General features: G+C 53.2%; 9 protein-coding genes and 1 pseudogene. 5 read left to right on the top strand and 5 right to left on the bottom strand.

Annotated elements, in window-relative coordinates; translation table 11 throughout:
* Nucleotides 1-60: 60 nt before the first annotated feature.
* Together KI215_RS03100 and KI215_RS03095 are read right to left on the bottom strand one after the other, a co-directional pair.
* Nucleotides 61-1128: a glycine-rich domain-containing protein gene (locus tag KI215_RS03100; RefSeq protein WP_212774127.1), complete on the bottom strand. Its 1068-nt coding sequence runs from the start codon at nucleotides 1126-1128 to the stop codon at nucleotides 61-63.
* A 27-nt stretch (nucleotides 1129-1155) separates the two neighbouring features.
* Complete coding sequence (locus tag KI215_RS03095) at nucleotides 1156-2028, bottom strand: DUF72 domain-containing protein (protein ID WP_212774126.1); 873 nt, start codon at nucleotides 2026-2028, stop codon at nucleotides 1156-1158.
* 202 nt (nucleotides 2029-2230) lie between these two features.
* Here KI215_RS03095 and KI215_RS03090 point away from each other — a divergent pair, with 202 nt between their 5' ends.
* The 3 genes from KI215_RS03090 (at nucleotide 2231) to KI215_RS03080 (ending at nucleotide 5175) form a co-directional block, all read left to right on the top strand.
* Nucleotides 2231-2647, top strand: a complete 417-nt coding sequence (locus KI215_RS03090) for a M67 family metallopeptidase (protein WP_212774125.1) — start codon at nucleotides 2231-2233, stop codon at nucleotides 2645-2647.
* An 83-nt stretch (nucleotides 2648-2730) separates the two neighbouring features.
* Complete coding sequence (locus KI215_RS03085) at nucleotides 2731-4152, top strand: nicotinate phosphoribosyltransferase (RefSeq protein WP_420830181.1); 1422 nt, start codon at nucleotides 2731-2733, stop codon at nucleotides 4150-4152.
* Between the two features lie 93 nt (nucleotides 4153-4245).
* A complete protein-coding gene (locus KI215_RS03080; protein WP_246512177.1) occupies nucleotides 4246-5175 on the top strand; it encodes an MBL fold metallo-hydrolase in 930 nt (309 codons plus the stop codon).
* An 864-nt stretch (nucleotides 5176-6039) separates the two neighbouring features.
* Here the strand turns inward: KI215_RS03080 and KI215_RS03075 are convergent.
* Complete coding sequence (locus KI215_RS03075; RefSeq protein ID WP_212774124.1) at nucleotides 6040-7467, bottom strand: amino acid permease; 1428 nt, start codon at nucleotides 7465-7467, stop codon at nucleotides 6040-6042.
* 257 nt (nucleotides 7468-7724) lie between these two features.
* On the opposite strand from KI215_RS03075, the gene KI215_RS03070 reads away from it, so the two are divergent.
* Nucleotides 7725-9857, top strand: a complete 2133-nt coding sequence (locus KI215_RS03070) for a molybdopterin oxidoreductase family protein (RefSeq protein WP_212774123.1) — start codon at nucleotides 7725-7727, stop codon at nucleotides 9855-9857.
* A gap of 49 nt (nucleotides 9858-9906) precedes the next feature.
* On the opposite strand, the gene KI215_RS03065 is transcribed toward KI215_RS03070, so the two are convergent.
* Together KI215_RS03065 and KI215_RS03060 are read right to left on the bottom strand one after the other, a co-directional pair.
* Nucleotides 9907-11367, bottom strand: coding sequence for a CoA-acylating methylmalonate-semialdehyde dehydrogenase (locus KI215_RS03065; RefSeq protein WP_212774122.1), 1461 nt, complete (start codon nucleotides 11365-11367; stop codon nucleotides 9907-9909).
* Nucleotides 11368-11394: 27 nt separating this feature from the next.
* Nucleotides 11395-11559, bottom strand: a pseudogene (locus tag KI215_RS03060) (5-dehydro-2-deoxygluconokinase); the annotation flags it as partial.
* Between the two features lie 411 nt (nucleotides 11560-11970).
* Between KI215_RS03060 and KI215_RS03055 the strand changes: the two are divergent.
* A complete protein-coding gene (locus KI215_RS03055) occupies nucleotides 11971-13989 on the top strand; it encodes a sigma-54-dependent Fis family transcriptional regulator (protein ID WP_212774120.1) in 2019 nt (672 codons plus the stop codon).
* Nucleotides 13990-14020: the final 31 nt, after the last annotated feature.

Raw genomic sequence — 14020 nt, 5'->3', positions numbered from 1 at the left:
AAGTATGACATCGTTTCTCTATCGGGACCATTATACAGGTTGCAGATGGAAAACGAAATCTCAAGAACTGCTGCAACCACCTCCGCCACATCCTCCCCCGCAACTTCCGCTACTGCAATGGCTGCCTCCGTCACCGCAGTGATTACTTCCGTCATTACCACCCAACGAGAAACAGCCGAAGAAAGTGGTGCTGGAGGAGGTTGCGCCATTCGCCGCTGCTGTCTTTTTGGCGGAAGATTTGGACGATCGGGTCCGACTGATCTCTTCCCACTTCAAAATCCGGTTCACATCGAAACGCGGCGAATCGTACAGGGAGTAAAACAACACACCATACATCAATCGCCGAACAGGATCTTCCACCTGTTCGAACAACCGGATGATAAACGCCTCATCATCCCGGCCACGCTCCTCGACAAATGAGCGAACGAAACGGATTCCCTCATGGATCTGCTCCGCCAATCGATAGATGATCCGGCGAACGACGACGTCCCCTGCATGCCATCGAAAATACCGCTCCAGAACTTCTTCGGAGACCTCTCCCTCGAAATCCCGCAAAATCTCCATGGGGACAGGTTGACGGAAAAACGGTCCCCAGGTCAATATACTGTAGGGTGTGGGTTGAAACAACCAACAATAAATGAGATCAAACCATCCCCGCATCGTCCTGCCGGCTGCGGCACCGGCGGCATCATGCGGTTCGTGGTGAAGATATTCACCCAGGAAGCGTTTGGAAAACTGTTCATACGTCCGGGTGAACATGAGCATTTCGTGCCACACTTGATCCACTTCGCGACTGTACATCGGCACTTGTTTCATCAATGCGGTCATAAGAAAAAAACGCTTCAATTCAAACCAACGGTTGTTCCACTCCGTCTCTCGGATGGCGTGGATCTCCATCATCCGACGCTTGACCCGGTCCACGTATTCCCGGGAATAAGACCATACGAGCCGGTTGATCAATTGACGCAGGTCACCGTTCAATTGCGAATCATGCGACTGCAGGCCCAGATCTTCCAGCACCCATGACTGTTTGCGGATAGCGGCCTGCCGAACCCCCCGGCGGCTCATCCGTATCCACCACACCAAACAGATCAAGGCTAATCCTCCCGCAACCAACCACACCCACATTCGGCCCACTCCTTTTTTCTTTTTTATCTAAAACAATGTTCCCTGCCGAAATACAGGCAGCGGATCAGCGGATGGTTCGATCCAGCCTTTTTCCGCCAATAGACGAATCATCTGTTTGGCGTTGTTTGCCGCATCGCCCTGCGAATTGTTGTTGAACAGCAGGATCAACTGCTTCGATCGCTCTCTGAGGTGATGGAGATAGGATAGCCATTCCCGCAATTCCTCTTCCGAATAACGATACGCGTAGCGAATCTCTCGCCAATCGGGTCGGTGAGAAGCTTCCCACCCCTCCCGGTTCCGTCCGTGGAACCGGATGAGGGAAAGTTCAGAATGCGTCACCGCCGGCACGATCGGAACGGAACCCTCTCCTGCCTGAGGTTCATCACACACCACATGAATGAGTTCATGATCCTTAAGAAACTGCAGGGTTTTTTCCTGAAAACGAGGCGAAAACCAACTCCGATGCCGAAATTCAACGGCAAGTGGCAACGTCGGGTATCGTTCGCGGCACCAACGGATGTAGCGGACATGTTCCCTCGTACAATCGTACCAGGGGGGAAACTGAAACAGCACCATGGACAACTTGCCGGAAACCGTTACCGGCCGAATGGAAGCTTCGAACAGATCAAACACCTCTTCCCGGGTACGCTCCGGTGCCCGTTGCGGGCGGCCGTGACCGGTCATCTCCCGATAGGCTTTTACAACAAAGCGGAACCCGGATGGCGTCTCCTGCACCCAACGCTCCCACCGTTCGGGCGGTTGAATCGCATGATAGCTACTGTCCACCTCCACGACGTCAAAATGACGTGCATACAACGCCAGCTTCTCTTTCGACGGGGTTTTGGGCGGATATAGATCATGATCACCCCAACCGCAAACCCCCACCCGGATCTCCGTCATGCCTCTCGAATCCTCTCCCGCTTGTCAGTTCAGCTTTATTGTAGCAAAAAAGCCAAGGAGGCGTCTCAAAGTTTTCCTCCGCCAGACACAACCCGATCCGTTCATCTTTTCGTTCAACAAAATTCGATATACAATAAAACCTGAACAAGCACGGCCCGTACCAACCAAGCACAGATGGGATCAATCGGTGAGGAGGAATTCTATGGCCTCTTCCTATCTTTCGATCTGGGGCCCCGTTGTCGAACAGATCCACCATTACCTTCGGCAGCAATATCCCAAAGAAGGATGCGGCATATTGGCGGGTCATGACCAGGAGATCACGCATTTTTTTCCAATCCCCAACCTGGATGACAGCCCGCATTCGTTTTCATTTGAGCCTCAGGCCTATTTAGAGACGATCAGGCAATTGCGGGAACTGCAATTGGAGTGGATCGGGGTGGTCCATTCCCATCCCACCACCGAACCTTATCCGTCCGCCCGTGACATTGCCAATTGGCACTACCCCGAAAAAAGCTACTGGATCTGTTCACTCAAACAAGGACACTGTCGTCTGTCAGCCTACTATATTCGACACCAACAAGTGATTCCCGTTATGTACCAAATCATTGTGAATCGCTGAACACTGTTGGTGCCCCGTGGGAGGTTTTTCTGTTGTTGGAACGAATCGGTGACGCTTTGCACACGGATAAATATCAGATCACAATGATGTATGCACATTGGAAAAACGGGTCGCACCAAAGAAAGAGAGCGTTTGACCTGTATTTCCGTCATCTTCCGTTCGGCAATGGTTACGCCGTGTTTGCCGGGCTGGAACGTGCGTTGCAATATTTGGAGAATCTCCGATTTACCGAGGAGGACATCGCCTTTCTCGCCCGACAGCCGGAACAATACGACCCCGATTTTTTGGACATGCTCCGCACGTTTCGGTTTCAAGGCGATGTGTACGCCGTACCGGAGGGGACGATCGTATTTCCCAACGAGCCGTTACTCCGACTGGAAGGTAACGTGATGGAGCTGCAATTGGTGGAAACCGCCCTGCTCAACTTTATCGGCTACCAGACACTGGTCGCCACCAAAGCGGCCCGCATCCGCACCGTGGCTGGCAACGACCTGGTCATGGAGTTCGGCACACGTCGGGCACAGGAAAGTACGGCCGCCATATGGGGAGCGAGAGCAGCGTATCTCGCCGGGTTTGACGCCACCTCCAACGTCCGGGCCGGTGAGCGTTTCGGTATCCCCATCATCGGCACCCATTCACATTCCTGGGTGCAGGATTTTGAAAACGAACTGGAAGCCTTTCGCGCATTTGCCCGTGCGTTTCCGGAACAATCTGTCCTGCTGGTGGATACGTACGATACATTGCGAAGCGGACTCCCCCATGCGATTCAAGTGGGTTTGGAACTGAAACAGCAAGGCAAGCGACTGGCCGGGATCCGGTTGGACAGTGGCGATTTGGCCTATTTGTCCAAACAAGCTCGCAAAATGTTGGACGAGGCCGGATTGACAGACACCCGGATCATTGCGTCCAGCGACTTGGACGAAGATACGATCCTGAACCTGAAAGCACAAGGTGCCCGCATCGATTCGTGGGGGATTGGGACCAAACTGATCACGGCCTATGATCAACCCGCACTGGGAGCCGTTTACAAAATGGTAGCCAAAATGGAGCAGGGTCAGTGGGTGCCTACCATCAAAATCTCGTCCAATCCGGAAAAAGTGACCACACCAGGTCGGAAAAACGTGTACCGGATTATCGACAAGGTGACCGGAAAAGCACAGGCTGATCTGATCACCCATGTGGATGAACGGGTGGACGAGAAGACTCCGCTCGTATTGTTTGATCCCGTCCACACCTATCGGAAAAAACGAGTCACCCACTTCCAGGCAATTGAACTGTTGCAACCCGTGATGCGAAATGGGGAACTTACGGTAGAACTTCCGTCACTGGAGGAGATTCGCCGTTATCATCGGGAACAACGCTCCCTGTTCTGGGAAGAGTATCTGCGACTGCTGAATCCCGAGGAGTACCCCGTTGACCTGTCCAATAAGTTGTGGAAGATGAAACAGGAGTTGATTCAGCAGATTTACCAGACATTTGTCGAACCGAAAAAGAAACAGGATTGAAAAAAACAGGAGTTGCACGCTTGGGTGTGTCGTGCGCTTCCCGGTTCGGAGCCTACATGAAATCAGATCCCGTTCATTAAGGAGAGAAGGCGGTTGCGTTGGATCTTGTGGTCCATGATGCTGTTGTTTGGCATCCTTCTGCTGTTGCTGATCTATATCGGTTATCGGTACTGGTATCATATGGCTCGTCTCCCCCAACCATCGACACGGCCGCTCCGGTATCACCCCCGGCCGGACCGGTGGTCATCTGATGAGGTGACCATCACGTGGGTGGGACATGCCACTTTGCTGATCAACCTGTACGGTACACGAATCCTGACCGATCCCGTACTGGGAGAACGGGTCGGAATCAGTTTGGGGCCGATCCGAATCGGCCCCCGACGGTTTGTCCCTCCGGCGCTGACCGTGGAAGAAATCGGGCTGGTGGATCTGATCCTTCTTTCCCACGCCCATTTTGATCATTTTGACCTCCCCACCTTGAAGCGATTGGCTTCCGACCGGACACATTTGGTGACGGCCCGTAACACGTCTCGCCTGTTGAAAGGCCTGCCGTTTCAAAGCATAAGGGAGCTGGGCGGAACGGAATCAGTGGAACTGGATGAAGTATTACGCATCACGGCTGTCCCCGTCAGACATTGGGGAAACCGGCTTCCATGGAACAACGATTACGGGTATACAGGCTATTTGATCGAGAAAAATGGGGTACGCCTCTTTTTCGCCGGAGACACCGCCTATACACCTGGTTTGCGCGATTTGCGGAAATACGGTTCTATCGATGTGGCATTCATGCCGATCGGTGCGTACAAACCGGATGCGTTTCAGGCCAATCACTGTACACCCGAGCAGGCATGGCAGATGTTTTTGGACACAGGTGCCCGTTGGATGGCCCCCATCCACTGGCGTACGTTCGTCCTGTCGTACGAACCGGTGGACGAGCCGATGCAACGGTTGTTGCAGGTGGCAGGGCCTGACGAGAATCGGATCATCCTCCGGGAACAGGGGATGGAATTCCGTCTGCGGTAGTACTTGTTTGTCAGAATAACGGAGTAATGCCTCCTTATTGCCGTTACCCCTCTGAAAAGGCCTGCCCTTTCTCCGTGATCTTGCCCGTCTTTCTTCCAATCCAAAAAAAAACCTGCGGAAAAACCGCTGGATTTATCCATAGCCTTATCCCGGGGCCTGGCGCCAGCCCCGGAGAGGCTATGCCCATTAAATGTTATGATTTAGCGGACATATCATCCCAATCGCTCATTTCCTTTTAACGAAATGTTTTGTCTCCATGTTGGCTACGCACCCTCTACAGCTCCGCTCAGACCTGATACAAATTTGATAGCACGGTTGCCTGGCTGTACTCCTATTACAGGCCTTATATCGTCTCGTTTACTTCTGAAGTGCCTATTAAAGCGAGAACTTCATCCTTCGTTAACCAACGTAGGCCATATGGAACACTTTCGGCAAACCTCAAATTAGGGTCGATACAATAACCAATGTAAAGACTAGCATCGTAGGATTTGATTACAAATGTATGGCTATCTCGGCGGAGGTAGAGTTCTTCACCATTTTCTAACTCGCCGATTATCTCCGAAGGAGTTCGACCCGAATGCATGCTGAGATAGGCCATTATACTCTCTCCTCTCATCTTATTCCTTACTTTTTCTGCCGTAGCCAACACCAGTCATTGGTGGGGTGTTATTACCACCGTTTGGAGACGCTTTCTTGAGTAAGTCTATCATGTGTTTTTGAAGGGAATATAAGCGGTTGGTTAATTTCTGCAGGAATTTGTATATATCCCCATTGCTGAAGCTATATGCTGTGAAAAGAAAAAACCGTCTCCCGCCTATATGATTGGCTGAGAGACGGCGTCCCCGGTGATGACCGGGGCTTTTCTCATTCGGTGCCCGTTCGAGCAGATGCCTCCTGTGACGTTTTCACCACAGGGCTTCCAAATTTTTGTTTCAACACATAGGTAAGATAGATGATCACAATCAGCGGAATACCGCAGATCAAAGCGATCCGTTGATCCGGGATCAGTCCCATGCTGAACAGGACAATAGTATTCAACGTAAACGCCAGAATCGGTACGACCGGATAAAACGGTGTCCGGTATTTCAAATCTTCCAACTTGCCACCTTCAGCGAGAAAGCGCTTACGGAAGAAAAACTGCGACGCAGCGATCGAAATCCAGACGACGACTGCTCCCATTCCCGCAGCGGAGATCAGCCAGAGATACACCGTATCTGCGGCGTACACGCTGGTCAACAGCGACAGCAATGCCACAGCCAAACTGGCCAACAGCGCACGGATCGGAATGCCGCGTCTGGTCAGTTTGGAGAAAAATGACGGCGCCATTCCGTCTTTGGACATGGACCACAACATCCGGGAAGAAGCGTACAAACCGGAGTTGGCCACCGACAACAACGCTGTCAGAATGACGAAGTTCATGATGTCGGCCGCGTACGGAATCCCCATCTGATCCAGTACGTAGACGAAGGGACTTTCCATCACACCCGCTTTTTGCCACGGAATCAAGGCCGCCAACACCGTCATCGCCAACACGAAAAAGACCAACGTGCGCCACACGGTATTGCGGATCGCTTTGGGAATCGTCTTTTCCGGTTTTTCGCTCTCACCGGAAGCGATCCCGACCAGTTCCGTCCCCTGGAAGGAGAAGTTGACCGTGATCATCGTCATCAAGATCGCGACGATTCCGTTGGGCAGCAAGCCGTCTTTGGTAAAATGCGTAAACATCGGGGCCGAATGCGTTCCCTTCAAGTGTAGCATGCCGAACATGGCCGCTCCACCCAAGATGATGAACAACACGATGGTGATCACCTTGATGCTGGAAAACCAAAACTCCAGCTCCGCATAACTGCGTGCCGAAAACGCATTGAACAAAAAAAGTAAGAATGCAAATAGTGCACACCAGACCCATACAGGGACATCAGGCAACCAACGCCCTAATGTCATCCCGATCGAGGTCAATTCCAATCCAACAGTGAGCGCCCAGTTGAGCCAATAGACCCACCCGATCGTGAAGCCGACAGCCGGACTGATAAACTTGGTCGCATAGCTTTGGAACGACCCTGCTTCCGGCATGGCAACGGCCAGTTCACCCAAACAAAGCATCGTCAAATACATGACGAAGCCGCCAACAAGATAGGAAAGTACCGCACCCAGCGGTCCCGCGGTGTTGATGGTGTAACCGGACCCTTGGAACAATCCGGTTCCGATGACGCCCCCCAAGGCGATCATAAACAAGTGCCTGCTTTTCATGCTGCGTTGTAATTGCTGGTCCTGAATACCGATTTGTGCCATACTATCCTCCAATCCATCTTCTATTCGAATATTATAAATTATAAATGGAAACGGTTAAGTAAGACAAGTTCAGCATATTTGCCAAATTATCCATAAAGATATCCCGCAAACGTCCGTCTGCAGAATACTCTGGATCGTACTCTGGAACCTTTGGCATAATCGGTGTAGATGGTCTGGTTATTCCCCCGATACATAGTTTCGCTTGCTGTCCGCATACGACGAATAACCAGGCACGCGCAGATTGATTTTCACAGGAGATGACAACCCGAATGCATGAAACCCTTCATCACTTAACCCAATGCCCTTATTGCAGCATGCAGTGCACATTTTGGTGGCAACAAACCGAAGAAGGAACCAAGATGCTTCCGAACGCGGATGATCCGGTCACTCAGGGTAAATGTTGCGGCAAAGGACGTCTCGCCCATATTCCCAACGACAGCCCGGAACGGATCACCACTCCGTTGCTTAAAAGTAACGGGACATGGCATCCCGTTACGTGGGAAGAAGCGATGGCGTGGTTCAGCCAACGGGTTCACCGGTGGCAAGACAAGTTTGGTCCAGACGCGGTCGCTGTTTACGGCGGGGGTTCACTAACAAATGAGGTGTCCTATTTGCTGGGGAAATTTGCCCGAGTCGCTTTGGGCACACGATATATAGACTACAATGGGCGCTACTGCATGTCTTCCGCAGCGGCGGGGGCCAACCTCACGCTGGGTGTGGACCGGGGATTGACCAATCCGTTGTCCGATCTGCCACTTGCCCGCTGCATCCTCATGGCAGGCGCCAATGTGGCGGACGCACAACCAACACTGATGCCCTATCTGCTGGAAGCGAAAAAGCGGGGAGCATTCCTGATTGTCATCGACCCACGGGAAACACCGACAGCCCGCATCGCCGACCTTCATCTTCCCATCCGTCCGGGCACCGATGCCGCTTTGGTCAATGGTATGCTCAAAATCATCGTGGAGCACGATCTGGTCGATTGGTCATTCGTCCGCCGTCATACCTCAGGCTGGGAGTCGTTGCTCGACCACATTCGCCGGGTTGACCTGTCGGAAGTGGTGGAACAAACCGACATCCCGAGGGAGTTGATTGAACACGCCGCTCTGGCTTACGGACAAGCCTCCACCGGGTTTGTCCTGACCGCCCGCGGAGTGGAGCAACATGCCTGGGGTGTGCAAAACGTCCGCAATTTCCTCAATCTGGTGCTGTTGACCGGGAAGATCGGCAAACCGGGTTGCGGGTACGGTGCGATCACCGGTCAAGGAAACGGACAGGGAGGACGGGAACACGGACAGAAAGCGGATCAACTGCCCGGATACCGTTTGTTGGATGATCCTGAAGCGCGCGAACGGATCGCCCGCATCTGGGGAGTGTCACCGGACACGCTTCCTCGATCCGGCGTTTCTGCTTATGAAATGTTTGACAAAATCCTGGCCGATAAGATCCGCGGCATGATTGTCTTCGGTTCCAATCCGATCATCTCCAGCCCCAACGCCGCGCGGGTGGAATCAGCATTGCGACGATTGGATTGGCTGGTCGTCGTCGATTTCTTTTTGACCGAGACGGCACAGATGGCCGATTTGGTGCTTCCCGCCGCATCGTATCTGGAAAACGAAGGAACGATCACCAATCTGGAAGGACGGGTTCTGTTGCGTAGAGCGGTCCGTCCCGCACCGGGGCAAGCCAAACCGGATTGGGAAACGATCATGGAAATGGCACGGGCATTGGGAAAAGGAGAATGGTTTCGTTACCAATCGGCGGAAGACATCTTTCGCGAGTTGGCCGAAGCCAGCCGGGGCGGAAAAGCGGATTACTCCGGCATGACTTACGGACGGATCGAACAATCGCAAGGGTTGTTTTGGCCTTGCACCCATGAACGCCCGGAAGGAACACCACGATTGTTTGAAGATGGCCGGTTCGGTCATCCCGACGGGAAAGCACGACTCGTTCCCGTCCATGCCCCAACCTCAAATTGGCGAGAAGAAGACGAATGGCCGCTCACACTCACAACCGGGCGCATCATCCATCATTATTTGAGCGGTACACTGACAAGACGAACCCCTGCTCTGATGGAAAAATCACCTGTACCTTATCTGGAAATGCATCCCGAAACGGCCCAGCAGCTGGGACTGTCAGATGGCCAACCGGCCCGCGTCACCTCTCCTGTCAGTTCGATTGTGCTGACGGTGAAAATAACGGAGCGCATCCGCCCGGACACCGTCTTTGCCCCCTTTCATTGGGAGGGGGAACAATCTATCAACCGCCTGATCCCGGCCAAGCTCGATCCGACCAGTCGGATGCCCGCATTCAAAATCGTCCGGGTTCGGGTCGAGCCGGTAAAGGAACAGCCGCAATCCCGACAACAAGAACCCGTACTGGTGTCGTAACTGATTTGACAGGAAACAAAAGCGCCCGCACAATCGCGGGCGTTGCTGTTTACTGATGCCGTTGGGTGATCATTTTTTTACGGGTATAGAACTCCACCCCGTCGCGGCCGTTAGCATGCAGGTCGCCGTAGAAGCTGTTCTTCCATCCGGAGAAGGGGAAGAAGGCCATCGGTGCCGGTACCCCGACGTTGACACCGAGCATCCCCGCATCGATCTCTTCGCGGAACTGGCGGATCGCTTTGGCACTGTCGGTGAAAATGCAAGCACCGTTGGCGAACGAAGATTGATTGGCCACTTCGATCGCTTCATCCAAGGTGTTTACCCGAACCACGGACAGGACGGGAGCGAAGATCTCATCCTGCCAGATCTTCATACCGGGTTTTACCTCATCGAAAATCGTCGGCCCGATGAAGTAACCGGATTCGTCCACCGCGTCGTTCCGTCCGTCCCGGACCAGTTTGGCACCTTCTTTTTCACCCGTGACGATGTACTGGACCGTCCGCTCCTTGTGCGCATCGCGAATGACCGGACCGAGGAACACGTCAGGTTCCAGACCGTTACCGATGCGGATTTCATTCGCCGCCTGCACCAGTTGATCCACCAGTTGATCAGCGATGTCCCCTACCGCCACGACGACACTGCAAGCCATGCACCGCTCCCCGGCGGATCCGAATGCGGCGTTGATGATGGCCGGCACAGCCTTTTCCAAATCCGCATCCGGCATGACAATTGAGTGGTTTTTGGCTCCTGCCAAGGCCTGCACCCGCTTCCCGTTGGCCGCCGCCGTCCGGTACACGTACTCGGCAACGGGTTGGGAACCGACGAAGGAGATCGCTCTGATGTCCGGATGTTCCAACAATCCGTTCACCACTTCGTGAGCACCGTGAACAACGTTCAGAACACCGTCGGGCAATCCGGCTTCGGCAAACAGCTCGGCGAGGCGGTTGGCCGACAATGGCGTTTTTTCGGACGGCTTGAGCACAAACGTGTTGCCGCAGGCAATGGCCAGCGGGAACATCCAGCATGGCACCATCATCGGGAAGTTGAACGGGGTGATCCCACCGACCACGCCGAGCGGATACCGATACATCGCCGATTCGATATCGGTGGCGATTTCGGAAAGCGTACTGCCCATCATCAGCGTTGGGGCGCCAGCCGCAAACTCGACGCATTCAATGCCCCGTTGCACTTCTCCCAGCGCCTCATTGTAGCTTTTGCCGTTTTCTTCTGTGATGAGGCGGGCCAATTCTTCCTTGTGCTCGATCAACAGCTGATGATACTTGAACAGGATGCGGGCACGCACCGGCACCGGCGTCTTCCGCCACGTGCGAAATGCTTCCTTGGCTGCTTCCACTGCCCGGTCCAAATCGCTCCTCCCGGACAGGGGGACCTGTACGAGCGTTTCCCCCGTCGCCGGATTGGGAACCGTTTCAAGGCGTTCCACTTGAGCCTCCACCCACTGTCCTCCGATGAAGTTGCGCAACGTGCGCGTTTGCGTTTGGGGCATCATCTTCCAGCTCCTTTCCATATCCCCGTTTCAACTGGTTACTTGGTTATGCAGTAACACATTTTCCACTTCTTCCAGGGTGGGCATCGCCTCAGAACAACTGTGACGACCGACCACGATCGCTCCCGCAGCGCAGGCAAACGCCAACCGGCGATGAACCTCCCATCCCTGCAACAACCCATACACATAAGCAGCACCAAAAGCGTCATCGCCACTTTCTGGTCGTCGATATTGCTGTACCTAATTTACTAATCATGTGGGAAGCAAACGCCTATGTTTTTCTCAAGCAGAAAACACTTCAATCGGAATTCATACCTCTCGTTCTATCCATTCGATCATTCGTATAACAAATCCCTTTTTTTCACCATTTGCTCTCACAAAATTTTGTATCCACCTATATGTTTGAACGCATGCACATGCCCATGATCATGGTATAAAACTCGGTGATATAAGCGATATCACACAAATTGCCCCATCTGTTGTAAAGAATCTATATTTTTTGTATAGTTAAAATTGGTATGCAACAATGGATGTGCGTCGATATATTCCAGTAATCGTACAGGGTCCCTGCGCCAAAAATCACGTTCCCGTTCGGGAGGGATAACCGTGACCCAAAGGCATTTGGCCCTTACGTCCTCTTACGAAATTGCCGATAAACGGCTCGAAATGTCCCGACAATGGAATTGTTTTCTCGAGGAGCGTCAGATCCCTCGTGCCGTTCGACCTGTAGTACAAAACTCATGGAAACGCTGTATGGAGACCGGTGTGGATCCCACACGGCAGCAGACAACGGTACTGTTAAGCGATGAGGACGTACAAAAACGTATCGCCAATTTCCGTTTGTATCAACTGGCCCTTCCCATATTGGAACGGCTGGCAAAACAGACGGAAGAGACGGGCCATCTCCTAACCCTGTGCAATCACGATGGGTTCATTTTGTACCTGTGCGGCGAACAATCTATTTTACAGCGGGCGGAAAAAATGAATTTCGTCGTTGGTTCGCAGTGGAGCGAAGAGGCGATTGGAACCAACGCGATCGGGACGTGCTTGAAGACTGGACAGCCCGTACAAATTTTTGCCTCTGAACACTTTTGCGAGGGCGTCCATGACTGGACATGTTCCTCCGCCCCCATTTTTGATCCAATCACCCAGAATATCCTCGGGGTTGTCGACCTCACCGGACCCTGGAACTATGCACAACCCCACAGTCTCGGCTTGGTAGTGGCCGCGTCCCAATTGATTCAACAACGGTTGAACGAGGAGGCCGATCGTCACCGCTATCGGTTAATGGAACGATTTTGGGAAGCCCATAGACGCTATCCACAAGATGGCGTAGTGGTGTTGGATTTGTCTTTTCAGATGGTTCAGGCCAACACAGCCGCTCGGCGTTGGTTAGCGAACAACTACGCCTGCTTGCGTCAACTGCTCTACCAGCTTATGACCGATCACCAATCCAACGCGGATGCGCAAAAATGTAAGTCGTTTCAACCGCAAACACCCGACGTAACCGCCATTGAGGAGGTTTTCGACGACGACGCGCGCATCGGATTTCTCTGTATCATCCGCAACAAATCTGTCGTCAACCGATCGGAACCACTGATGCGTTCCAACCCTTCATGGAAAGACCTCGTCGGTCATTCGCCGGCCATGGTACAAGCAATGACCAAATGCGAAGTGGTGGCTGACACCGATGTTCCAGTGCTGCTCCTCGGCGAGAGCGGAACGGGAAAAGAACGGTTTGCCCGCGCCATTCACGCATCGAGCCGCCGCCGCGATAAGCCTTTCATTGCGATCAACTGTGGGGCCATCCCCAAAGAACTGATCGCGGCGGAGCTGTTTGGATACGAGCCAGGAACATTTACCGGAGGCTTGAAACAAGGAAAAAAGGGCAAATTTGAGGAAGCGGACGGTGGTACACTCTTTCTTGACGAAATTGGGGAGATGCCCCTGGAATTTCAAGTTCACCTGCTTCGGGTTCTACAAGAGAAGGAAATTCTCCGCCTGGGCGGTCACCGTCCCGCCAAGGTCGATGTACGGATCATTGCCGCCACTCACCGTGACTTGGTCCAAATGGTGCGGGAAAAACGCTTTCGGGCTGACTTGTTTTACCGGCTGCACGTAATCAGCATCGCCATTCCGCCGCTGCGGGACCGGCGTGACGACATTCCGCTTTTACTCGATCACTTTGTCAGGCGATTCGCAGACAAGTACAACCGTCCCATTCCCAAAATCGATCCCGAGTTGAAGGCGTTTCTCGTTCACCGATACGACTGGCCCGGAAACGTTCGTGAGCTGGAAAACGCCGTCGAGCATGCCATGCTCTTCTGTGCTGGTGACCGGATCGACTCGGACCACTTCCCTCATGCCATCGGAAACGCGTACCTCTCTGACACTCAGGAGCAAACCTGTACACTGTTGACGGTCGATTCCAAAAACGAACTCACTTTTACCAGTGACGGCAGCCCTTCCGGGGAAAAGGAGCGGTTATTGCAAATTCTAACGGAAACGGGCGGAAACCTGTCGGAGGCGGCCCGCCGTCTCGGCATTGCCCGAACCACGCTATACCGTAGACTTAAAAAACTAGGCATTGAAAAGAGGGCCATCATCCGCGCTGGAAACCCATAATGAAGTAATACGTAAGCCCCGCCACTACCGG

The sequence above is a fragment of the Polycladomyces abyssicola genome (assembly GCF_018326425.1).
In the GTDB taxonomy this organism is placed as follows: domain Bacteria; phylum Bacillota; class Bacilli; order Thermoactinomycetales; family JIR-001; genus Polycladomyces; species Polycladomyces abyssicola.
This window is presented reverse-complemented; position numbering and strand designations above follow the sequence as displayed.

Bases quoted from the DNA above. Each gene is read 5' to 3' on its own strand.
- KI215_RS03100 (WP_212774127.1), bottom strand. From the start codon at position 1,128: ATGTGGGTGTGGTTGGTTGCGGGAGGATTAGCCTTGATCTGTTTGGTG.
- KI215_RS03095 (WP_212774126.1), bottom strand. From the start codon at position 2,028: ATGACGGAGATCCGGGTGGGGGTTTGCGGTTGGGGTGATCATGATCTA.
- KI215_RS03090 (WP_212774125.1), top strand. From the start codon at position 2,231: ATGGCCTCTTCCTATCTTTCGATCTGGGGCCCCGTTGTCGAACAGATC.
- KI215_RS03085 (WP_420830181.1), top strand. From the start codon at position 2,731: ATGATGTATGCACATTGGAAAAACGGGTCGCACCAAAGAAAGAGAGCG.
- KI215_RS03075 (WP_212774124.1), bottom strand. From the start codon at position 7,467: ATGGCACAAATCGGTATTCAGGACCAGCAATTACAACGCAGCATGAAA.
- KI215_RS03070 (WP_212774123.1), top strand. From the start codon at position 7,725: ATGACAACCCGAATGCATGAAACCCTTCATCACTTAACCCAATGCCCT.
- KI215_RS03065 (WP_212774122.1), bottom strand. From the start codon at position 11,367: ATGATGCCCCAAACGCAAACGCGCACGTTGCGCAACTTCATCGGAGGA.